Here is a 22,487-nt window from a genome sequence, read left to right as displayed (position 1 = left end):
AACCAAGATGATGATTGGGCCATATTCGAGCATGGTCCGACTATGGCAGATTTGCGCTCTATATTAAATATGTGAAATGCATTTCGCATTTATTCTTTGCCAAGCAGCGCCAAACATTCATCAGGCGAGCGACCGATATCTGTTCATTCGGAGGAAGCTTCTTCAGCTTGTCGAGATAGGTTCCAGTGTCGAGCTTGGTGCCACGGGATGAGATCTATGGCTTCCTGGATGACCTTCTCGCCGCGCTCGGCATGCATGCGAACGATGCGGTCAGTCTGGCCGGTTTTCTCGGCGGTATCCTTGGCAAAAGACGTGGCGGAAAAGTTTTCCGTGACGTTACCAACAGCCTTATTCATTCCGAGTGCTTGAGCCGACCCTTGGGCGGTTTCGGGATGCAATTCGATATAGATCGCCTTCCGGCGAGCCGTCCAAACTGCTCTGTCGGTTGCAGACAATTCTGCTCGGCAAAGGTTCTCATCAATCATCGCCAGCTCGGCATGGAGGTCGTCAGCCTCGATCACGTCGGCGGCGATATCGACAAGGCCCAGCCTCAGGCAAAGAAAAAGCCGCCCCCGGTTTAAGGGACGGCTTGGCCATGTCGCCACTATTGGCAGCCAGTTAGTCCAGTCCGCCGCGCGCCACCATTGGCATTGCGGCTGACTCCGGAAAGCGCCTCAGCTATCGGGCCTTGCGGCGGGGCCGGCCGGGGCGGTTGGAGCAACAAGCGCCGCATGCAAGGTGCCTCTCATCCATTCCCGAAACGCCAGCAGATCCTCAACAGGGCGGTCCTTGAAATAGTCTTCAATCTCACGTGCGACCTGGGCGGCTTTGGGGCTCATTGGTTCTCTCCTGTGTTCCGTTGACGCGGGCATGCTCTCAATTCGATGAGCGATCATGCATCAATTGCACGCTCATCGCAAGTCTTTCCAACAAATAACTTCAGTCGTTCGCAAGTAACAAATGGCGACGGCATAAGTCTTGTCCAGTGAAGGTCACGTCGTTGATGATTATCTTGAGGCAGGGGCGGGTAAAAAGTCGTCAGCTTTTTTGCCGCTTAGACCGGCGTGCCTCTTCAACGCAGAGTTAGTTTCCGATTTTCGTTTAGTTTTCCGCATTGGAGCGCCAGTCTCCTTTGAGGCCTCTGAGATCGGGCCGACAACGGGAAGTCCGCCTCCCCTGGCGCTTCACTCGCTCGCGAGAAAAGGGGTCAAGGCGACACGATCGAGGCGGACGGTCGGCGCGATCGTCCGCCGCTTATTCAATGAGGTTTCGGCATGGGGCTCCGCGGACCGGGCGCGGCTCGCCAGCGCCTTGCGAAGGAACAGGCGGCGGAAACCAAGCGGCGCCTGCCTTGGAAAAAGAAAGGCCTGTCCCGCGCGAAGCGGATGATTGCTTTCCTTCAGTGGCTCCCTGTCACGAAGGGCATCCGCCGCGGCAAGAAAATGCGGCTGTTGCCATCACAGCGGGAATTCATCGAAAACGTCTTTGCGACCAACAAGGGCGGAAAACGCAAGGTCTCACTCGCCATTCTCAGCCAGCCGAAAGGCAACGGCAAAACCGGCCTGATTGCCGGGATCTGCCTGGCGGCGCTTCTGGGTCCGGAGTCCGAAGAGCGTGGCGCCGTGTTTTCGGCGTCGATCGATCGCGGCAAGGCGGGACTGATTTTCGATGAAATGAAGGCGACGATCCTTCGCGTCCCGGAATTTGCGGCCAGGACGAACATTGTCGACTTCCACAAAAAGATTCACGTGCTCGAGGGTGACGGCGTCGATTCCGTATTTGAGGCACTCAGTGCAGATGCGAGACGCAGCCAGGGGTTGAGCCCGACGTGCTGGGCTTATGACGAACTCGGTGAGGCACCGGACGGCGCGCTGCTCAGCGTTCTGATGGAATCGGAGGGCAAGCGCGACGAGACGCTTGGTCTCGTCTTGAGCACCCAAAGCGCAGACGACGACCACGCGCTTTCCCGTCTGATCGATGACGCGCTGACAGGTGCGGACCCTTCCACATATCTCCAGCTTCACGCCGCGCCGGATGACGCGGATCCCTTCAGCGATGAGACACTGAAGGCCTGCAATCCTGCTTACGGCCATTTCCTCGACCTCAAAGCGCTTCAGAAATCCCGCGACCGCGCCCGGCGCATGCCGGCGTTCGAAAGCTCATATCGGCGCCTGCGGCTCAACCAGCGCGCCGACGCCAATCCCGAAAGCCGCATTGTAACGCTGCCTGTCTGGAAACAGAACGCCGGCCCGGTCGACCGGGCAGCCCTAAAGGGCCGCGCCTGTTTCGGCGGTTTGGATTTGTCCGGCAAGCACGATTTGACTGCGGCGGTTTTGGTTTTTCCCTCAGACGATCCAGATCCGACATTCGACATTTTGCCGTTCTTCTGGACGCCGCAAGGCCAGCTTGAAGCCCGGCGGCCCGCGGAGCAAGAACGTTTCCGACAGTGGATATCAGCCGGCCACATGCTTGCCACGCCTGGCCCGACTGTCCGCTACTCATTCGTAGCCGCGGAGTTGGCGAAACTCGCGAAAGAATTCGACGTCAAGAAAATCGGATTCGACACATACAGAATCGACGATCTGAAAACAGAACTGGATGACCTCGCGTGCGAGTTGCCACTCGAGCCATTCCGCCAAGGATTCTTGAGCCTTGGGCCAGCCGTAGAGCGCTTTGCCGAGCTCGCCCTATCCGGGAAGCTGAGGCACTCAGGGCACCCCGTATTAACTGCGGCCGTGGCCGGGGCAATAACGATTTCTGACGCGGCAGGCAATCTCAAGATCGACAAAGAAAAATCAAACGGCCGGGGCCCGGTTCGCGTGGACGGCGCCGTTGCGCTCGCCATGGCGTTGCAGGTCGCAAACCGGTTCGAACCGCCGCCAGTGAAGCCTTCACTGAAGGGCTTCTTGAGAAATCCAGTGATGGTGATCTGATGAATTTCAAAAACTGGATTGGCCGTCGTTTCGGTCTCACTGATACGGCGCCATGGTCGTATTTCGCGGGCGGCTCAAGCGCTGCAGGCAAGTCGGTGACTGATCACAGTGCGTTGCAGCTTGCGACGTTCTGGGCCTGCGTTCGGCTGAATTCTGAAGCCGTTTCTTCGCTCCCGCTGCAGATGTTCGAAAAGGATTTGAAGGGCGGCCGCAACCCCGTCGACCATCCGTTGGCAGAAATCATCGGGGAGAGCCCGAACAGCGACCAAACGGCCTTCGAATTCTGGGGCGCGATGGTCGCTTGGCTGATGGTGAGGGGCAATTGTTTTGCCGAGATCGTTAAGCTCGGTGATCGTGTTACCGCGCTGAATCTCCTTCCGGCCGACCAGGTAAATGTGACTCGAGATCAGGCGGGCGAGCTCCGATACAAGTTCAGCGATCGCGGTAAGGCGATCGATCTTCCGGCCGAACAGGTGCTCCATATTCGTGGCTTTGGATTCGGCGGCGACCTTGGCCTTTCACCGATAAGGTTTGGGGTGCAGACGCTCGGCAGTGCAATCGCAGCAGACGAGACCGCCGGAAAGATCTTTGGCAACGGTTTGATGCCGTCGGGCCTTCTCCAGACGGATTCCGAACTGAACGATGAGCAACGCAAACAGCTTGAGGGAATCTTGAAGCAGTATGCGTCATCGCAGAACGCCGGAAAGATCATGGTAATGGAGGCGGGGCTGAAATTCGAACAGCTCTCCCTCAATCCGGAAGACATGCAAATGCTGGAAACCCGGCGTTTCAACGTAGAGGAAATTTGCCGTTGGTGCGGGACTCCACCGATCGTCATCGGTCACAGTCCCGAAGGTCAAACCATGTGGGGAACCGGAGTCGGAGCCATAATAGTGCAGTGGCTCACAACCGGACTGAACCCGATTTTGACGAGGATTGAAAAGCGGGTTCTCAAGCAACTGATCGGACCAGGTGACCGTCGCCGGATCTATGCCGAGTTCAACCGGGAAGCCCTTCTGCAGGCGGATAGCGCAAGCAAGATCGCCTTCCTTTCGACCGCCGTCCAAAATGCATTGATGAGCCGAAACGAAGGACGTCGAAAGCTCAACCTGCCAGCAGTCGACGGCGGCGACGCGCTCACGGCCCAGACGAATCTCGCGCCACTGGACCGGCTTGGCGGCGACAACACAGCCGCGGCGAAGTCCGCTTTTCGGTCATGGCTTGGCATCGAGGAAAACAAGAATGTCGATTAGGCTCCGCGACTTTGAACTTTCCATCAAAGCCGTCCGCGAGGATGGCTTTTTTTCTGGCTATGCGTCGGTGTTCGGCGTGGTCGACTCGTACAACGAAGTCGTCGCCCCCGGCGCCTTTGCCGACACGTTGGCCGATCGCAAGACCAAGGGCCGCAAGCTTCCCGTCTTATGGCAGCACCGCTCGGATATGCCGATCGGCTATTATGAGATCGTCCGGGAGGATGAGAAGGGCCTCTACGTCGAGGGCTATCTCCTCGTCAAAGACGTTGCGCTTGCCCGCGAAGCCTTCGCACTTCTCAAGTCCGGTGTCGTCTCAGGCCTCTCCATTGGGTACTGGACCAGGGCCAGCACTTACGATGAAAAAACCGGAATCCGGACCCTCACCAAAGTCGATCTTGAAGAGGTGAGTTTGGTGACATTTCCCGCAAATGATGACTCCAGAGTCGAAGCCGTGAAGTTCAAGCTGGCTCACGGCTCTCTGCCGTCTCTCCCAGAATTCGAGCGACTCCTGCGTGATGCTGGATTCTCTCGCACGCAGGCCGCCACTGTCGCCGCACACGGCCTTAAGCATCTCCTGACGGATGTCGGAGACCCGGCGAATGCAACAGCCGCCAGTGACCTTGTGAAGGCGCTGCAGGGCTTTTCTCTTCCCCCAATCTGAGGATATCAAAATGACAATTCACTCCCGCGAATTCAGGCGGAAGGCCGCCGGCGATCGCCTTGACGAACAGAACGAGCTCAAGAGCGTGATGGACGCGCTCAAGGCGCGCGACACCGAAATCCAGACCTTTGCCACCAAGGCGAGCGAGGAAATCAAGACGCACGGCAAGGTCTTGGATGAAACCAAGGCGGCGCTCACCAAGCTTTCGACCGATGGCGCCAGCCTTCAGGACCGCCTCATGGCGGTTGAGCAGAAGCTTTCCCGTCGTTCGTTCGGCAGCGAGCCCGCGAAATCCATCGGCGAACAATTGACCGAGACGGACGACTTCAAGGCGCTGCAGAGCAAGGGCCGCGGCACCGCGCGCCTGAACCTCAAGGCAGCGACGATCACTTCGGCCACGACCGATGCCGCCGGTTCCGCCGGCGACCTCATCCGGCCGGACCGTGCGCCTGGCATCATCACGCCGGCCGTGCGCGAACTGACGATCCGAGACCTTCTCCTGCCCGGCCGCACATCTTCCAACGCGATCGAATTCATGCAGGAAACGGGCTTTACCAACAACGCCGCGCCGGTGGCGGAAGGCGCGGTAAAGGCGCAATCGGATCTGAAATTCGAACTCATCACGACCAATGTCAGGTGCATCGCGCATTGGTTCGCAGCCTCGAAGCAGGTTCTTTCTGACGTCCCGATGCTGATGTCCTACATCAACGGTCGCGCGACGTTCGGCCTGAAGTACGTGGAGGAGAACCAGCTTCTCGCCGGCGATGGCACAGGGCAGAACCTTCATGGCATTATTCCGCAGGCGACGGATTTCAGCCAGTCGACGCTCAGCGCCGGTGCCACCGATACGCGAATCGACACGATCCGCCGCGCCAGCCTTCAGGTCCGCAACGCCGAATACCGGCCTACGTTCGTGGTGCTCAACCCGAACGATTGGGCGTCGATCGAACTGACGAAGGACGACAATCACCGCTATATTTGGATCCAGGTCCAGACGGGCGGCACCATGCAACTGTGGCGCCTTGCGGTTGTCGAAACGACCGCAATCACCTCAGGCGAATTCCTGGTCGGTGCGACCATGGGAGCCCAAGTTTTCGACAGAGAAGACGCCGCGGTGGAGGTGTCCACCGATCACGACGACTTCTTCGTCAGGAACCTCGTCGCTATCCGGGCCGAAGAGCGGCTCGCCCTTGCGGTGAACCGGCCGGAATCTTTCGTGCACGGCTATTTCGACTTGGGCGCTTCTCCGTCACTCAACGCGTAATCAGGCGCACCATTTACCTCAGAGGGCGGCTTCAGGGCCGCCCTTTCCATTTTGCGAGAGTCGCCATGAACCTTGTGCTGGAAACCCCGCCGGAATCGCTCGCCGACCTGATTTTGCGGCAGGTATGCGATCACCTTCGCGTCGAATTTGGCGGTTCGCTACCGACCGACAAGGCCTACATTCTGGCTTGCATCGGTGCTGCGGTCTCGCGCTTGGACGGCAAAGAAGGACGGCTTGGCCGGTGCCTATTGACGCAAGAGTGGACCCTGTACCTCGATTGCTTTCCAACCTGCATCGAACTTCCGCTACCGCCGCTGCAGGAGGTCGTTCATATCAAATATCTCGATACCGACGGGGTTCTGCAAACGCTGGATCCGTCGGCGTATCGGGTTTCTGGCGCCGGTTCCTGGCGGCCTGAAATCGCCCCGGCATATGGCGAGACTTGGCCCGACACCCGCTATGTCGCGGACGCGGTGCAGATTCGTTTTCGCGCCGGCTACGGCGATAGCGAAGAGAACGTTCCGCCGCCGATTCTGCAAGCGATCAACGTCATGGCCGCCCACTTCTACGAACAACGGCAGCCAATAGCGTTCTCCACGCCGCACGAAATTCCACTCCTGGCCTGCGATCTGATCGCGCCATTTCGCATCTATCGGTGAGCCCCATGCGCATCGGCACCATGAACCGGCGCCTTATCATCCTTCGGCGCGTTGAGACCGGCACTGATTTGCTTAACTCGCCCGTTTTTGAGTGGCAAACTTGGCGGACTGTTTGGGCAGAGAAGATCCACAAAAAAGAAGACGAGCGTTTCGCGCCTGATCAGCATCAGCGCTACGCCGGGCGCCTGGTCATCTTTCGTATCCGCTATCTCGCAGACATCTCCGAAGTGGACCGCGTCGAATGCGAGAGAGTCACTTACGACATCAAAGGACTGCGCGAACTCGGCTTCCGCGATGGAACTGAGATCACGGCGGAATCCCAGTCTTAAACACTCATGGCGCAGGACATGCTCGCCATAACGCTCAGCTTTCGGGCGACGAAGAATCTTGCAAAGCACCCGATTTTTGGGGCCGACAAGCGACGCCACATCGTCAGCCAAATGATGGACGTCATAGCGGATTGGAGGCTCAGTCCGTTCGAGTTCGAGGGAGCCGGCCGCGCCGGGCTTCGTTCCGCTCTGTGCCTTGATGGCTATTCCTGGCAACGGGCGGACGACGAAGCCGCCTCGATCATCGAAACATGTCTTCGAGGTCACCGGCGTCCGACCTGGCTGCAAGGCCAGCCTGAAGGCGTCGATAGAGAGAACTGTCTCGGCTGCGGCCAGTTACTCGACACGTCGGAGCGCCAGTTGCGGCGTGTTTCTTGGTGCAGTGAACTCTGCCGACTGGCCACCAAAATCCGGCGTGAACAGGCGGACGATTACCGGGGCAAGGAAGTCACGAAGCGGGCTTTCTACCTGGGCAAAAAACAGCAGCTTCGCAAGCGCAACTGCGAATTCTGCAGCACATCGTTTCGGCCGTCGGTAGAGGAATCCCGCTTCTGCTCATCATCATGCGCGCGACATGCCCGCGGTGACATCATCGAGCAAAGAGAGTGCGCGGCATGCGCGAAGACATTCCGGCCGCTCAGCCGCAGCAAAGCCGGTCTCTATTGTTCGCCTGTGTGCGCGTCGGCGGGACGGACCACGAAGCCGGAGCGGCCCTGTAGCCATTGCCAGCGCGTGTTCAAGCCGCACAGGCATACCCAGAATTGGTGTTCGGTCGAGTGCAGAGCAGCGGGCCAGAAGGCTACGCCGCGCACATGCGATCAGTGCGGCGACATGTTTCAGCCCGCCAGTCCAGCGGCTCGCTACTGTTGCGCAGAATGCCGGAATCGAGCCGCTTACGACCGCTCCAAAGCCAAATGACCGTCATTGCAGCCGCTGCCTTCGGGCGGCGGCGTTTTCTTTTCTCTGAAATTTGCCGCGGAGCGACTGATGGTCAATGTTCAGCAACGACAACTCGGCTCTTATCAGTTCACATCCACTAGACCGCCAAGCAAGCGCGAGGATGCGCGCCGCACCGGCCTCGTCACTCCCATTGCGCTTGGGCGCCCGAAGCCCGCAGTCGTCGGGACCGGCAAAGTGGATGGCATCCCAGTCTATGGACTGACGAAAGCAGTCCGTACAAGCTACAGCTACACGAGTTACGCTGACCAATACTGGGACCATAATAACGCGCCACTGCCCGAGCCGACGACTGCCGTAACGATCAGCGTCGGCTATCTTCTGTGCAAGGACTACTTCCGCCGCGGCTACAAACTGATCCGGCTCGAGGCCAACGGCGAGGTCCAGTTCGACGCAGAAAACGGCTCGATTCCGAAATGCGCGTTCCGGTTCTACAATGGTTTGCAGACGGCCGTTGACCCGATCGCCACGGAAGTTGTCGGGCCAAATGCCGGCGCGCACACAGGCGATGTTCTGATTTTCCTTGAAGACTTTCCGGCATCGTCAGCACCGACGATCACCTGCGTGATCTCCAATGCCGCCACTGAGACGGGCGGAACGGAGGAACTCGCATGGACCGGCACCGCGCCGACGGACATGGACCAGTCGTATATCGGTGCATGCTACGATCCTGTCGAGGGCGTCATATATCAGGTGCTGACCTCGGATGAAATCAGTGGTCTGGGGATCTGCTATTTATCGGTCCTTGATGTCGACAGCCATGTCGAAAGATATCGGGTGCCGCTGGCCGGTTCTGAGCCTTATGCCGGCGGCGGTTTCTTCAACAACGGTGTGTGGACAAATGCCATCCGCGGGTCTGGGTATGTGGTCGTTCGCTTCGCAACCGAGGCAGAACCGGTCGCGCCGACCAGGGTCTACAATGCGGTCACTGGTGAAATAGTCGCTGAGTGGCAAGAGGCGGCCGACGAGTCAATATTATGGCTTGCCGGTGAAGCTTTCGGTGACAAATGGCTTTTGGTCGGAGGTGATGCCGACGCCAGCGGCGGTCAAGTTAGCGTCTTTGCGGTCATCGACATCGCCGCCGGTTCATTCACCGTAACTCGTGGCTCACTCGGGTATGGCACATTTGTCTCGACTGGTCGTGTCAGTTCGAGTTCAGCGTCCTTCTTTTTAGGTAGCTTCCCTGCTGTCTATGAGGTCATCTACGACGGCGACACATGGTCAGCCGCCCTTGCCTACACGTCGTTTGGCATCATGACGGCGATCCAATACGACCCGTTGACCGAATATCTCGTTGTACTTGAGGACTATCCGAGCGGCACTTTCAATGTTCAACTGGTTGCGCCAGACACTGGTTTTCTGGCCGATGCGTTCACGGTGTCGCAGCCTTTTTTCCAATTGTCGCAGTTCACTATGACCGAAAGGAGTTTTCCTCGGCCAGGCTTTCTCATGGTTCGCTCTAATTCTCAAGAGCTTTGGATCATCGACATCGGCAACAAAACAGCCACGATGCTTGCTGATTTTGAAGACGAGACCGGGCAGGAGACCAGGGTCGGGTTCTTTGACCACGCGCGCCTGTCGTATTTTTCCTCCAGAGGCGACACGGTCTGGACGGAGTACACGATCCCGGGAACAACCCCAGGCCAAATCACCCTTGAAAGTCATATTTCAGATATCCTGATCTATCTTGGCCCGTACACGATCGATCAGATCGAATTCTTAGGGTTTGATGGCCTCGTCGATTGGGGCGACGTCATCGACAAGGACGGCACAAACATCCGCAGCCTGCTGCGGTCCTATCAGGATCCGCTCGGGTTCGTCTGGACTGACAGTGGAAGCAAAATTGTCTTCCGCAAAACGCCGACTGACGGGTCATTCACTGCGGACCAAGTTGTCGCAGATTCCGATCTCGTCTTTAAAAAGGGCGGCTCGATCAATTCGGATGATGCGAGCGACATTGCCCGGGTGACCAAGGTCTCGCTCGAATACAATTCGAAGGATGACAATTACCAGCCGCGCACCGTCACCGCGGACTCTTTCAGCGCGCTCTATGAGGTGACCCGCTCCACCAAGGAATCGCAGTTCTCAACGTCCCTCATCCTTTCTGACGTCGACGGCGAACGCCTGGTCAATGAACTCCTTTGGAAAATCCAGCCGCGGACGCACTCATTCTCGGCATATGGCGAGTTCGCCAAAATGATCCCCGGCGATGTCATCTCCATTGCATCCGGCGACGTCTCCTACACCGTCGAAATTGCGAAGGTGAATATCAAGGAAAATATGGTTGTCGAGTTCGACGCCCGCGATTTCCAAACATCGCTTTCAGCCGACGTTGCCGCCGTAACAAACACCGGGTTTTCCGGAACTTCCACAGCCAGTGTGCAGTCTCAGTACATCCATCTGGACATCCCGTTGCTGCGCTATTCCGACGACGCCGGCGGCGCCTGGCTCGTTCAGTACGGGGTCGTTGCATCGCGTGGGCAAGCCAACTGGGGGGGCGGCAGTCTGTACAGCGGCGACACGGCGAACGAACTCTCGATTGAGTACGACCAGGCGGCACACGGCGGCGTCATTGGCGTGTGCGTCGACGTCCTGGCCAACCCCCTAGATCCATTTTCGACGACCGATGACTCCACGGTGACCATCCGCAAGATTTCCGGTGATGCAACGCTACTTGCCGACAGAACTGAGGACGAAGTTCTTGCCGGACAGAACCTCGCCTTCGTGGGCTCTGCGGGCCGCTGGGAGGGTGTTGGCTACAGGACTGTCACCAACAACGGCGACGGCTCCTACACGCTCTCCGGCTTCACAGTGCGGGGCTATAGGGGCACAGAAGTCTTTGCACCTCTTCACCAGGCCGGCGACCTGTTCGTAATGGTCGGCGCCGCATGGATCGAACCGGTTGTGCATCCGGCTGCAGACCTGAACAGGACCAAATTCTACAAGGCGGTAGGCTTTGGTCAAAGCCCGGCCGCGTCGGTTGCCGCATCTCACTTGCTTCGTGGCGCTGCCGAGACGCCATACGCGCCGGTCAACCTCGCTGCCGCGTTTGGCGTCCCGGATGGCCTGGACCTGTCTTGGGACTATCGGTCACGCCTCGCGGCGGGCACCAATCCGGCCAATTTCGGCGAGGCGGTGCTCTCGTTTGAGATCGACATCATGGATGGGTCGACCATCAAGCGGACGCTGACGAGCGCGACCGGATCCGTTCATTACTCGGCGGCAAACATCACGGCGGACTTCGGCTCGGTGCCGGATTTCCTTTTGTTCCGCGTCTACATGATCAGCGCCGCCGTAGGGCGTGGCTACCAGGCGCAACGGTACGTGCCGCTCAACTACGAGCCGACGTTCGATTCGTCAGTGCTGACCTTCGACGCCACAGAAATCACCTTCGATCAGGAGCCATAATGGGACGCCAACTCATCTCCCTCGGAACATCGGCCAACGATGGCACCGGCGACAGCCTCCGCTCCGGCGGCGACAAGATCAACGACATGACGGACGAACTCTATTCTCAGTTTGCCCTGATGCCGGTCAACGCTCAGACTGGCACGGTCTACATTTTCGGTCTGACAGACATGGGCGTTGGCGTCACGTTTGAAAATGCCTCACCAATCTCGGCGACCATCCCGGCACATGCTGATGTCCCATTTCCGATAGGTGCGATCTTTGCCGCCGCCGGGATAGGTGCTGGTGCGGTCACAGTGACGGGCGACACCGGCGTGACGGTGAACGGCTCGAGCGGCGGTTCTGTCGTCTTAGATGGTTCGATGAAGCCTGCAGCCTTCTGGCAGTTCGAAATAGACACCTGGATGGGATTCGGGAAGTTCGCATGATCCCGCTCGGCATCATTGCATCACAGGCGGCTTCGGCCGGTGGCGGTTCCCTGCCTCCAGGTGCCACGGCCTTCATCGATATCAAGAACGGGTTCTACTATTCCGGCGGCGCCGAGCGCTCAGTTAGCGATGTGATGACCGGCTATGACCCTAGCGCGCTAACTGCCTCAGGGCTGTTCTATGACTTCAACAATCTTTCCAATTGTCCGTTCGCTGCCGGCCCGTTGCTCTCTGACTTCGCGTCCGCCTTGGCCGCCGGCTGCACTATCGTCTTCGATCTCAACCAGATCAACCCGCCCTACGGGTTTCTGATGTTCCTTGGCGATGATGTCGACTACGACGCCTCCGTCAATGGAATCAGCATTGAAGCTGACTGGCATACGAGCGACTTCGGTGACGTCCTCATCGGCAACACCGACGGCCTCGGATCGACCGGGAATCACAAGCTGGCGGTGACCCTCAATCGCGATGTCGGCGGCGGCAATTATGAGTACGCCTGGTCGCTGGATGGTGGCGCTGCCGATACGCAGACGGTGAACTATGCCGCTTCGTGGACGCTGGCGACAGTCGCGATCGGAAACGACGGCACTACCGACGAGCTACTCGACAACGCCTATCTGCGCTCGATCACGCTCTATCCGGCAAAGCTGCCCGCCGATCTGCCCGCGCTGACCACCTGACCGGTTCGGACAGTGCTATTGTCGCGGAGCGGCCTTTCGCTCGTGGTATTTGCAGAGAACGATGTAGTCCGGTCTCCCGACGCCCAAGCCAGCTAGGAGTGGATCAGCGAGCGTCAAAATCTGAGAATCGAAGTCGCAGTACTTTTGCACGATCTTGGGCAGTTCGCTGGCACTTGTGCCGGACACCTTAACAATATCGCCATCTTGGCAATTGCCTGCCTCTATGTTTGAGATCATTTCGCACGACTGTTCGGCATAGGACGGCGAGCAGAAGCTCCACAGCCCGAGCGCTGCGAAAATAGATTTTTGCATGATGATCCCCCCACCAGCCAGCATCATAGCGACCCGGCCAGCGAAAACATGCGCCTCCGCTAATGGAATCGCAATATCCCGTGCGGGGCAGGGGGCTGAAGAGCAATCGACGAAGGAGTGAACGCGCCGGCCCTTCCGTACCCATGGCGTACCCATGGCAGATTTTTGGTGGAGACGGCGTTCAGCTAAGTGCTTGAAAGATTTGGCTCCCCGGGCCGGATTCGAACCAGCGACCAACCGGTTAACAGCCGGTTGCTCTACCACTGAGCTACCGGGGAACAGAGGCTCTTGCGTGAGTGGGCAGCCTATAGCAAACCCGTTTCGGCTTTGCAAAGAAGCATTTCGCATTTTTTCGATGCTTTTTGGCGCAGGGCTTGCTGGCAATGGCCGGCGAGCGCCCTCATATGAGCTGTCCCTCGCCTGTCAAGGAACAGAAAAGGCCGTTGCGGCTTTCTCCGGCTGATGGTGCTACTGATGCAAACGGATCGACATTTCACATGACGGCAATGAGCGACGAACAGCCACCGGCCCGGAAAATCTCGGTCTTCGGCCGCCAGTTCACCATGCCGCGCTCGCGCGGCCTCAGGATTGCGATCGGCGTCGTGCTGATCATCGGCGGCATTCTCGGCTTCCTGCCGATCCTGGGTTTCTGGATGGTGCCGATCGGATTGCTGGTGCTCTCCTACGAATTCGCATTGGTGCGCCGTCACCGGCGCCGCTTCGTCGTCTGGTGGGAGCGACGGCGCCGGCCGGATTGAGACTGCCCTGCTGACAGGCCGGTATCCGGCAATTGTTTGAGAGCGGCGTGGTCGTCCAGGCCTCACCGAGGCTGGTCGAAACAGCTTTCCAGGCGTTCGCAAAGCTCCTTGAGAACGGCGGTAGCCGATGCCAGCCGCGCCCGGTCGCGCGGCGGCAGGGTGTTTGCGCCTTCTATGCTGAGGCGGTGGATGGCATAGCGCACAAGCTCTGCAGACTGCGACAATCCGCGCGACGTGCCGTCCTTCGTAGCTGCTCGACGCATGGCGGAGCCTCCTCTTCGCCCAACGTGGCCGCCGGTTTCGGGTTCCCGTCGCCCAGAATCATGCTTAACGATAAGCTAATATGTTATTGCTAAGATGGGCATTGCGTTGATAAGGCAGGGCATGGAATGTCGAGGAACCGTTGGGAATGCATGGTGGCCGCTTGACGGCATTTTCGCCGCAACCTATTGGAGCCGGGTGGAACGCCGGGAGCAATGAGGCCTCGTGGCGGAGTGGTTACGCAGAGGACTGCAAATCCTTGCACCCCGGTTCGATTCCGGGCGAGGCCTCCAATGCCCGAGCTCCCGCGCGTCAGCGCCAGGGGGCTTCAGTTCCGGTCGAAACAGCCGCGGCCTTTGCGCGGCAAGCGGATGGTTGGAACATGAGCGCTGATTTTGCCGAACGCCGGGTGAAGATGGTCGACGGCCAGATCCGCACCACCGACGTGACCAGCGCGCCGTTGCTCGAGGCGATGCTTGTGGTGCCGCGCGAGGCCTTTGTTGCCCCCGGCCAGCGCGATCTTGCCTATATCGACGAGGACATCCGCATTGCCGATACGGCCGATGGCCCGCGCTATCTGATGGAACCGTCGCCATTGGCCAAGCTGATGCAGCTGGCCGATATCGGCCCAAGCGATTCGGCACTCGATGTCGGCTGCGGCACCGGCTATGCGGCGGCGATCCTGTCGCGGCTGGCAAGGTCCGTGGTGGCGCTGGAAAGCGATCCGGCGCTGGCCGAGACCGCCACTTCGACGCTTGCGGCGCTGGGTTGCGGCAATGTCACGGTGGTCCACGGGCCGCTGCCGCAAGGCCACGCAGAGAAGTCGCCTTACGACGTCATCCTGATCGGCGGCAGCGTCGGCGAGGTGCCAGCGGCGCTGTTCGACCAGCTTGCCGAAGGCGGCCGACTCGTCGCCGTTGAAGGGCAGGGCAATTCGGGCGTAGCCCGGCTTTTTTTTAAGACTGGAGGGGTTGTAACGGGAAGACGCGCATTTAATGCGGCAATTAAGCCACTACCGGGATTCGAACGCATTCCCGCCTTCGAATTCTGAGTGATTTTGCCTTGCAGCGAAGGCGCTGTCATGATCGCTTGCGTTTGAACAATCGTTGCTGATCTGCATAACCGGGTGTTTCTTGGGGGCTTTCAGCGGGGGAACGATAAAAAACGCGGCGCCGGCTGATCAGAAGGAGAAGCCAGCGTGGCGCAGTTCCCGTGCAAAACGAATGAGGGAATATAACGTGCCGTCTGTACGCAAGTTGCTTTTTACCGCTGTCCTCGTTTCGGCGACCGCGCTTTCTCCAATGGCCGCCTCGGCCGAAACCATTCTCGGGGCACTTTCAAAGGCCTATCAGAACAATTCCTCTCTCAATTCTTCACGCGCCGGCGTTCGCGTCACCGACGAGGGCGTTGCCATCGCCAAGTCCGGCTGGCGCCCGACCATCACCGGTTCCGGAAGTATTGATTATACCGCCAGCCACAGCAACCTGTTGCACCGAAACATCTCGTTGACCACCGGCAACTTCGGCGTCGAGATCGACCAGACGCTGTTTGACGGTTTTCAGACCAGGAACAATGTGGCGGCCGCCGAATCGCGGGTCCGCGCTTCGTTCGAAAGCCTGCGCAACGCCGAAGAAAACACTCTTTTCAACGCGGCAAGCGCCTATATGGATGTTATCCGCGACCGTCAGGTCGCCGTGCTGACCGAACAGAACCTGCAATTCCTGACCGAGCAGGCGCGTGCGGCGCGTTCGCGCTTCGAGGTCGGCGAAGGTACCCGCACCGACGTCGCGCAAGCCGACGCCCAGCGTGCCTCCGCGGTGGCGCAGTTGAGCGCCGCCCGCGCCACGGCGCTGGCAAGCGCTGCGACCTATCGCCAGATCGTCGGCGACGAGCCGGGCAGGCTCAGGCCGGCTTCGCCGGTGTCGAAGCTGTTGCCGTCGAGCCTCGATGCAGCGATCGCGATCGCATCGGCCGAGCATCCGGCCATCCTCGCCACCGCGCATCTGGTCGACGCGGCGGCGTTTTCGGTGAAGTCTGCCGAAGGCGCGCTGCTGCCTCAACTCTCGGCGTCGGCGGGTGTTTCGAGCGCCTATCGCGGCACCGCGCCCGGCTCGCTCTCCTCGACACAGGATGGCGTAACCAATTCGGCGAACATCGGTGCGACATTGACGATACCGATCTATTCCGGCGGCCGGACCTCGGCATTGGTTCGCCAATCAAAGGAATCACTTAGCCAGGCCCGTATCGAGGTCGATGTCAGCCGCGACACCGTGCGCCAGGCGGTGACCTCGGCATGGTCGCAATACACCGCCGCGCAGCAAAGCGTCACGGCCAACCGGCAGGTGGTCGCCGCCGCGCAGCTTGCCCTGAACGGCGTCATCGAAGAGCGCAATGTCGGCCAGCGCACCACGCTCGACGTGCTCAACGCGCAGGCGACCCTCATCACCGCCAAGATCAATCTTGTCAGCGCCGAACGCGACGTGGTGGTGGCGAGCTATGCCATCCTCTCGGCGGTTGGCCATTTGTCGGCAGACCGCCTTGCGCTCAACGTGACGAAGTACAGGCCCGAAGAGCATTACAACGCCGTCAAGGACAAGTGGATCGGTCTGCGCACGCCGGACGGCCGCTGATCGCCAGGCCGTGTTTTCAGCCCGCGCTCGAACGACGCGCGGGCTTTCAACTCCCGACCCTAATCTGTTGAAATCCGAGATGTCGCCAGATTGGGGATTCTCGCAAGCCGTTCCGTCGGTTACGCTGTTGCCATGATTCGAATCCGGCATTGCCGGACAGGAAATCTGAGAACGAGTCACAAGGGCGGCGGATGTGACGATGGCGACGGCAAGCAGCGTACAGCGCGAACCTTCCATGGAAGAAATACTAGCTTCCATCAGAAGGATCATCGAGGACAGCGATACCGGCCGCAAGCAGCCGGGCGACGCCGACGAGCTGCGCCAGGATCTGCAACCGGCGCCGGCAGCCGGACGGGCAGCGGAGGGGGATGCGTTCCGCTCCGAACTGCGCGGCGGACCGGAGATCGCCAAACCGGCCACGCGCGCCGAGGTGCAGCCAACGGCCGCGCCGGTCATTGAGCCCCTGGAAACGCCGCTGCGCGCCGGCCCGGAAAAGGCAGCGGTGACGCTGGCTGAGGTGAACACCGCTCCCGCAAAGCCGGATCGGCCTGCGACAGCCAAGGCTGCCGAGACGACCGACACCATCATCGCCGATTGGCGGCGCGAGATCGCGGCGGTCGGCGACGCGATGGCCAAGCCGGAGCGCGCCGAGCCACGCCGGACGCCGGACGCCGAGCCGAAAGCCGAGGTTTTCGAGAACGAGGCGACTGCTGAACCTGTGCCGGAGCCTTCGGAAATTGGGCCGGAGCCTTCGGAAAGCGGCCCGGAACGTTCTAAAATCGGCCCGGAATCTTCTAGAATCGGATTGGCGCGTCCGGCGGCCAGCGAGGCGCCGTCCCTTCGGCCGGCGATCCTTTCGGAGCATGCGGGCCGGCAGGTTGCCGCCGCCTTCGGTGAACTTTCGGACGCGTTTGCCAGCCGCAGCAAGAAGACCTTCGACGAGATGGCCGAGGAGATGCTGCGGCCGATGCTGCAGGACTGGCTGGACAACAACCTGCCGACGCTGGTCGAGCGGCTGGTGCGCGAGGAAATCGAGCGCGTCGCGCGCGGCGCGCAGTAGCAATTCGGAGAGCCGCCAATGGGCGGCGCTCGACCGGCGAATTGTCGAAGTCGGCGCTGCCCCTCATCCGCCTGCCGGCACCTTCTCCCCGTATAGTGACGGGGAGAAGGGGTTGACCGCAATTTAGGCGCCTTTTCCGCAACGTTCGTGACTGGCGAAAGCTTCAGTGCAGGCGTTTTTCTCCCCGTCACTATACGGGGAGAAATGCCCGGCAGGGCAATGAGGGGCAGCGCAAACCTGAAGCGATTGCCTTGCAACATTCAGTCCCGCGAGTTGCACCGAACCATCCCGGCGCTATCTATTGGCCATGCCGCCCTTGCGGTTGACTTGGCAACAACCTTCCGATTTACACCGGACCACAAATTCCGGACAGCGCGGACCGTTTTCCCATGCTCGAAAAGACCTACGACGCCAAAGCCGTCGAGCCGAAGATTGCCAGGATCTGGGAAGAGGCCGACGCGTTTCGGGCCGGCGCCGGGGCCGAGGAGGGGGCTGAAGCCTTCACCATCGTCATCCCGCCGCCGAACGTCACCGGCTCGCTGCATATGGGCCACGCGCTCAATAACACGCTGCAGGACATTCTGGTGCGCTTCGAGCGCATGCGCGGCAAGAACGTCTTGTGGCAGCCGGGAATGGACCATGCCGGCATCGCCACGCAGATGGTGGTCGAGCGCCAGCTGATGGAGAAGCAGATCCACCGCCGCGACCTGACCCGAGATGAGTTCATCGACAAGGTGTGGGAATGGAAGGCCGAATCCGGCGGCGCCATCCTCAACCAGTTGAAGCGGCTCGGGGCCTCGGCCGACTGGAGCCGGGAGCGCTTCACCATGGACGAGGGCCTGTCCAAGGCCGTGCTCGAAGTGTTCGTGACGCTCTACAAGGAAGGGCTGATCTACAAGGACAAGCGCCTTGTGAACTGGGACCCGAAGCTGTTGACCGCCATCTCGGATCTCGAGGTCGAGCAGCAGGAAGTCAACGGCAACCTCTGGCACTTCCGCTATCCGGTCGAAGGCATGACCTTCGATCCGGAAAATCCGAAGACCTTCATTACCGTTGCGACGACCCGCCCGGAGACGATGCTGGGTGATACGGCTGTCGCCGTCCACCCCGACGACGAGCGTTTCCGGCATCTTGTCGGCAAGAACCTCATCCTGCCGATCGTCTGCCGCAGGATCCCTGTGGTTGCGGACGAGTATTCCGATCCCGAAAAAGGCAGTGGTGCGGTCAAGATCACGCCGGCGCATGACTTCAATGATTTCGAGGTCGGCAAGCGCCACCGGCTGCCGGCGGTCAACATCCTCACCGTCAATGCGGCGGTGAGCCTCAAGGACAATGAGGACTTTCTCGCCGGACTGGACGTGACGCCGGAGCGCCAGGCCGTCTGGGACAGCCTCGACGGCCTCGACCGTTTCGATGCGCGCAGGAAGATCGTCGAGCTGATGCAGGCGGGCGGCTTTCTCGAGAAGGTCGAGCCGCATCGCCACACGGTGCCGCACGGCGACCGCGGCGGCGTGCCGATCGAGCCGTTTCTGACCGACCAGTGGTATGTCAATGCGGCGGAACTGGCCAAGCCGGCGATCGCCTCGGTGCGCGAGGGCCGTACCAATTTCGTGCCCAAAAACTGGGAAAAGACCTATTTCGACTGGATGGAAAACATCCAGCCCTGGTGCATTTCGCGCCAGCTCTGGTGGGGCCACCAGATCCCGGCCTGGTACGGGCCGGACGGGCATGTCTTTGTCGAAAAGACCGAGGAAGAGGCGCTCGGTGCCGCCGTCGAATACTATCTGGCGCTGGAAGGGCCGTGGAAGGCCTGGGTCGAGGACAAGCTTGAGAATTTCCAGCCTGGCGAGATCCTGACCCGCGACGAGGACGTGCTCGATACATGGTTCTCGTCGGCGCTGTGGCCGTTCTCGACGCTTGGCTGGCCGGACCAGACGCCGGAGCTGAAGACCTATTACCCGACCGACGTGCTGGTGACCGGTTTCGACATCATCTTCTTCTGGGTCGCCCGCATGATGATGATGGGCCTGCATTTTATGGACCAGGAGCCGTTCCATACGGTCTATGTCCACGCGCTGGTTCGTGACAAGAACGGGCAGAAGATGTCGAAGTCGAAAGGCAACGTCATCGATCCGCTCGAGCTCATCGACGAATACGGCGCCGATGCGCTGCGCTTCACCTTGACTGTGATGGCAGCGCAAGGCCGCGATGTTAAGCTCGATCCGGCCCGCATTGCCGGTTATCGCAATTTCGGCACCAAGCTGTGGAACGCGACGCGCTTCGCCGAGATGAACGAAGTGGCGCGCGACGACGATTTCTGGCTGCGGGACGCCAAGCTGGCGGTCAACCGCTGGATCCTGACGGAGCTGACGCGAGCCGCGCGCGACATAACGGACGGTATCACCTCATACCGCTTCAACGAGGCGGCGGGTGCCGCCTACCGGTTCGTCTGGAACCAGTTCTGCGACTGGTACCTGGAACTGCTGAAGCCGGTGTTCATGGGCACCGACGAGGCGGCCAAGGCCGAGAGCAGGGCATGCGTCGCCTTCGTGCTCGACGAGATCTACAAGCTGCTGCATCCGATGATGCCGTTCATGACCGAGGAACTGTGGGCCGAAACCGCCGGCGAGGGCAGGCAACGGCAATCGCTGCTTTGTCATGCGGCATGGCCGTCGCCCGACTTCGAGGACGAGGCGGCGGCCGCCGATATCAACTGGCTGGTCGACCTTGTCTCCGGCATCCGCTCGGTGCGTTCGGAGATGAACGTGCCGCCGGCGGCTATCGCACCGCTCGTGGTGATCGGCGCCAACGAAACGACACGCGAAAGGCTCGAGCGTCAGGGCTCGGCTATCAAGCGTCTGGCGCGGGTCGGCGACATCTCGCTCGCCGAGGCGCCACCGAGGGGATCCGCCCAGATCGTGGTCAACGAGGCGACGATCTGTCTGCCGCTCGGCAGCCTGATTGACCTTGCCGCCGAGGCAGCGCGCCTGCACAAGGAGCTTGCGAAGGTGACCGAGGAAATAGCGCGGCTCTACAAGAAGCTGTCCAACGAGAAATTCGTCGCCAACGCGCCGGAAGAGGTGGTGGAGGCCGAGCGTGAAAAACTCGCCGAATATCGCGAGGCGCAAGAGAAGCTTTCGGTGGCATTGGCGCGGGTGCGCGATGCCGGTTGATCGAATAGATTGGGCCGGTTGATCGAACAGATTGGGCCGGCTGATCAAACAAGTTGATCGAACAGATTGGGCCGGCCGATCAAACAAATTGGGCCTGCTGGCCGCAATAGATTCGCCGGTCACGAATCTGCCTTCCAGACAGGCCGCCTGCCACGAAAACGGGCATTCCGCAGCGTAAATCTTGAGGCAAACTGAATGTTTTTGCCCCATTGTTGCCATAATGTAACAATGGCTGACTGGGCACGCAAAAATGCCCTGTTTTGTAGTGATTTAGGGGTTTTTCCCGAGTTTTCTCGTCGATCTGTATTGTGGCGGCCATTTTCCCGCCTCGGTAAGAAGGCCGACACCTTGTCGGAAATGCGTTCAGCCAAGCTGTACATGTACGCACGGCGAATTCGTTGTTGCGCCGTTAACCTGAATTGGTTCTAGCTTGATGCAAGGACATTTCGGGGAGGAGATTCATGTGTTATTCGCGTCTGAAAGTGCTGCTGGGCGCGGGGGCTTTTTCGCTGGCTTTGGCTGGGACGGTGCAGGCCGGGGGCTTTGACCGGGGCGGCGTCAACATCGACCAGCTGTTCGACGCGGCGCCATATTCGTTCGACGCAGGCGTCACCTATGTTTCGCCACAGCGCAAACTCAAGAATGTGCAGCGCCTCGATGGCTCGGGTTTGTCGACATCGGCGGTGGACGTTGGTGGCGATTATGCGGTGCCGCATGTCGGCATCAAAGCCAACATCTTTGAGCCCGTAGACTGTCTTGCCACCTATACGAGACCGTATGGTGCGGACGCGAATTTCGGCATGAACAACGCCTATTCGCCGACAGCGGTCAAATACGCCGTCGACACAGACGATTTCGGTCTCACCTGCTCCTATAAGGTGAACGTCGGCAAGGGCGCCATACGATTCATCGGCGGTGTCTCCTACCAGCAGGTAGACGCGTTTCTTTCCCGTCAGACACTGCTCGCCTTCGGCAATACCGGCCTCGGTGTCTTCAAGCTATCCGACGAGGCATGGGGTTGGCGTGCGGGCGCAGCCTATGAGATCCCCGAGATCGCTCTGCGCGCCAGCCTGATGTACTCTTCGAGCTACAAATATGACGGGCTGTCGGGAACCGTCGACACGACCGGCTTCAGGGGCGCCTTTCCGGCGGATCTGATTCCCGGCTCTACCGGCGTGTACCCAGTCTCGGCGTCGGCTGAGATACCTCAGGCTCTGGAATTCAAGCTGCAGAGCGGCATAGCTCCTGGCTGGCTGGCCTTTGGTTCCATCCGCTGGCAGGAGTGGAGCAAGCTTGGCGTCATTGACATCAATGGCGTGCGCAGTCCGGTAACCGGTTTGCCCTCGCCCGTTTCATTCGACCTGCTTTATCGCGACGGCTGGACGGTCACGGGCGGTATCGGGCACAAGTTCACCGATCAATTGTCGGGCGTGGTTTCGCTGACCTGGGATCGCGGCACCTCGACGACCTCCGGCTATCAGTCGGATACCTGGGCCGTTGCCAGCGGCGTCTCCTATTCGCCGAACGACCAGGTCGAGGTCAGGCTCGGCGGCTCGATCGGTGTGCTGACGAGCGGCTCATCGACTTTCAGCGGTGTCGGCGACGTGGCAAATGCCGTTACCTATACCTACGGCAACGACCTGCTTCTCGCCGGTTCGGCTTCCGTCAAGATCAAGTTCTAACTATTAAATTTTAAACGACAAAACGGCCGGGCACTGCCC

At 60.0% G+C, this 22,487-nt stretch carries 21 protein-coding genes and 2 tRNA genes; 17 read left to right on the top strand and 6 right to left on the bottom strand.

The window, feature by feature from the left end; genetic code table 11:
- Positions 1-143 precede the first annotated feature (143 nt).
- Together NKH30_RS10375 and NKH30_RS10370 are read right to left on the bottom strand one after the other, a co-directional pair.
- Complete coding sequence (locus NKH30_RS10375) at positions 144-605, bottom strand: hypothetical protein (RefSeq protein WP_352995220.1); 462 nt, start codon at positions 603-605, stop codon at positions 144-146.
- 69 nt (positions 606-674) lie between these two features.
- Positions 675-839 (bottom strand): hypothetical protein, encoded by a 165-nt coding sequence (locus NKH30_RS10370; protein WP_352995217.1) that lies wholly within the window; start codon positions 837-839, stop codon positions 675-677.
- Positions 840-1,274: 435 nt separating this feature from the next.
- Between NKH30_RS10370 and NKH30_RS10365 the strand changes: the two genes are divergently transcribed.
- The 10 genes from NKH30_RS10365 (at position 1,275) to NKH30_RS10320 (ending at position 12,572) form a co-directional block, all read left to right on the top strand.
- Entirely contained in the window at positions 1,275-2,933 is a 1,659-nt protein-coding gene (locus NKH30_RS10365) for a terminase large subunit (protein ID WP_352995214.1), read from the top strand.
- Positions 2,933-4,186 (top strand): phage portal protein, encoded by a 1,254-nt coding sequence (locus NKH30_RS10360; protein ID WP_352995211.1) that lies wholly within the window; start codon positions 2,933-2,935, stop codon positions 4,184-4,186. The genes NKH30_RS10365 and NKH30_RS10360 overlap by 1 nt, the downstream gene beginning before the upstream one ends.
- Positions 4,176-4,847: an HK97 family phage prohead protease gene (locus NKH30_RS10355; RefSeq protein ID WP_352995208.1), complete on the top strand. Its 672-nt coding sequence runs from the start codon at positions 4,176-4,178 to the stop codon at positions 4,845-4,847. The genes NKH30_RS10360 and NKH30_RS10355 overlap by 11 nt, the downstream gene beginning before the upstream one ends.
- 88 nt (positions 4,848-4,935) lie before the next feature.
- Entirely contained in the window at positions 4,936-6,111 is a 1,176-nt protein-coding gene (locus tag NKH30_RS10350) for a phage major capsid protein (RefSeq protein WP_352995205.1), read from the top strand.
- Positions 6,112-6,176: 65 nt separating this feature from the next.
- Positions 6,177-6,770, top strand: coding sequence for a head-tail connector protein (locus tag NKH30_RS10345; RefSeq protein ID WP_352995202.1), 594 nt, complete (start codon positions 6,177-6,179; stop codon positions 6,768-6,770).
- 5 nt (positions 6,771-6,775) lie between these two features.
- Positions 6,776-7,099, top strand: a complete 324-nt coding sequence (locus NKH30_RS10340) for a phage head closure protein (RefSeq protein WP_352995199.1) — start codon at positions 6,776-6,778, stop codon at positions 7,097-7,099.
- An 18-nt stretch (positions 7,100-7,117) separates the two neighbouring features.
- The gene (locus tag NKH30_RS10335; RefSeq protein ID WP_352995197.1) at positions 7,118-8,017 is read left to right on the top strand and encodes a hypothetical protein; all 900 of its coding nucleotides are present in this window, start codon (positions 7,118-7,120) and stop codon (positions 8,015-8,017) included.
- 6 nt (positions 8,018-8,023) lie between these two features.
- Positions 8,024-11,464, top strand: a complete 3,441-nt coding sequence (locus NKH30_RS10330; RefSeq protein WP_352995194.1) for a phage tail protein — start codon at positions 8,024-8,026, stop codon at positions 11,462-11,464.
- Complete coding sequence (locus tag NKH30_RS10325) at positions 11,464-11,892, top strand: hypothetical protein (RefSeq protein WP_352995191.1); 429 nt, start codon at positions 11,464-11,466, stop codon at positions 11,890-11,892. Before NKH30_RS10330 ends, NKH30_RS10325 begins: the two co-directional genes overlap by 1 nt.
- The gene (locus tag NKH30_RS10320; protein ID WP_352995188.1) at positions 11,889-12,572 is read left to right on the top strand and encodes a hypothetical protein; all 684 of its coding nucleotides are present in this window, start codon (positions 11,889-11,891) and stop codon (positions 12,570-12,572) included. The genes NKH30_RS10325 and NKH30_RS10320 overlap by 4 nt, the downstream gene beginning before the upstream one ends.
- A 15-nt stretch (positions 12,573-12,587) precedes the next feature.
- On the opposite strand, the gene NKH30_RS10315 is transcribed toward NKH30_RS10320, so the two are convergent.
- Positions 12,588-12,911, bottom strand: a complete 324-nt coding sequence (locus tag NKH30_RS10315) for a hypothetical protein (RefSeq protein ID WP_352995185.1) — start codon at positions 12,909-12,911, stop codon at positions 12,588-12,590.
- 176 nt (positions 12,912-13,087) lie between these two features.
- Positions 13,088-13,162 (bottom strand) — tRNA-Asn (locus NKH30_RS10310).
- Between the two features lie 219 nt (positions 13,163-13,381).
- On the opposite strand from NKH30_RS10310, the gene NKH30_RS10305 reads away from it, so the two are divergent.
- A complete protein-coding gene (locus NKH30_RS10305; RefSeq protein ID WP_023676401.1) occupies positions 13,382-13,642 on the top strand; it encodes a hypothetical protein in 261 nt (86 codons plus the stop codon).
- 62 nt (positions 13,643-13,704) lie between these two features.
- On the opposite strand, the gene NKH30_RS10300 is transcribed toward NKH30_RS10305, so the two are convergent.
- The gene (locus tag NKH30_RS10300; protein ID WP_352995182.1) at positions 13,705-13,905 is read right to left on the bottom strand and encodes a hypothetical protein; all 201 of its coding nucleotides are present in this window, start codon (positions 13,903-13,905) and stop codon (positions 13,705-13,707) included.
- Positions 13,906-14,122: 217 nt separating this feature from the next.
- On the opposite strand from NKH30_RS10300, the gene NKH30_RS10295 reads away from it, so the two are divergent.
- From NKH30_RS10295 to NKH30_RS10275, 5 genes are all read left to right on the top strand, one after another.
- Positions 14,123-14,196, top strand: a tRNA-Cys gene (locus NKH30_RS10295).
- 89 nt (positions 14,197-14,285) lie between these two features.
- Positions 14,286-14,954, top strand: coding sequence for a protein-L-isoaspartate O-methyltransferase family protein (locus NKH30_RS10290; protein ID WP_352771452.1), 669 nt, complete (start codon positions 14,286-14,288; stop codon positions 14,952-14,954).
- Positions 14,955-15,141: 187 nt separating this feature from the next.
- On the top strand, positions 15,142-16,533 hold the full coding sequence (locus NKH30_RS10285; protein ID WP_352470406.1) for a TolC family outer membrane protein: 1,392 nt from the start codon (positions 15,142-15,144) through the stop codon (positions 16,531-16,533).
- 199 nt (positions 16,534-16,732) lie between these two features.
- The gene (locus NKH30_RS10280) at positions 16,733-17,593 is read left to right on the top strand and encodes a DUF2497 domain-containing protein (RefSeq protein ID WP_352995179.1); all 861 of its coding nucleotides are present in this window, start codon (positions 16,733-16,735) and stop codon (positions 17,591-17,593) included.
- A 389-nt stretch (positions 17,594-17,982) separates the two neighbouring features.
- On the top strand, positions 17,983-20,766 hold the full coding sequence (locus NKH30_RS10275; protein ID WP_352995176.1) for a valine--tRNA ligase: 2,784 nt from the start codon (positions 17,983-17,985) through the stop codon (positions 20,764-20,766).
- A 79-nt stretch (positions 20,767-20,845) separates the two neighbouring features.
- Here NKH30_RS10275 and NKH30_RS10270 read toward each other — a convergent pair whose 3' ends face one another.
- On the bottom strand, positions 20,846-21,085 hold the full coding sequence (locus tag NKH30_RS10270) for a hypothetical protein (protein WP_352995173.1): 240 nt from the start codon (positions 21,083-21,085) through the stop codon (positions 20,846-20,848).
- A 142-nt stretch (positions 21,086-21,227) separates the two neighbouring features.
- Between NKH30_RS10270 and NKH30_RS10265 the strand changes: the two genes are divergently transcribed.
- On the top strand, positions 21,228-22,448 hold the full coding sequence (locus NKH30_RS10265; protein WP_352995170.1) for an OmpP1/FadL family transporter: 1,221 nt from the start codon (positions 21,228-21,230) through the stop codon (positions 22,446-22,448).
- The last annotated feature ends 39 nt before the right edge of the window (positions 22,449-22,487 follow it).

The sequence above is a fragment of the Mesorhizobium sp. M1273 genome, from assembly GCF_040318195.1.
In the GTDB taxonomy this organism is placed as follows: Bacteria; Pseudomonadota; Alphaproteobacteria; order Rhizobiales; family Rhizobiaceae; genus Mesorhizobium.
This window is presented reverse-complemented; position numbering and strand designations above follow the sequence as displayed.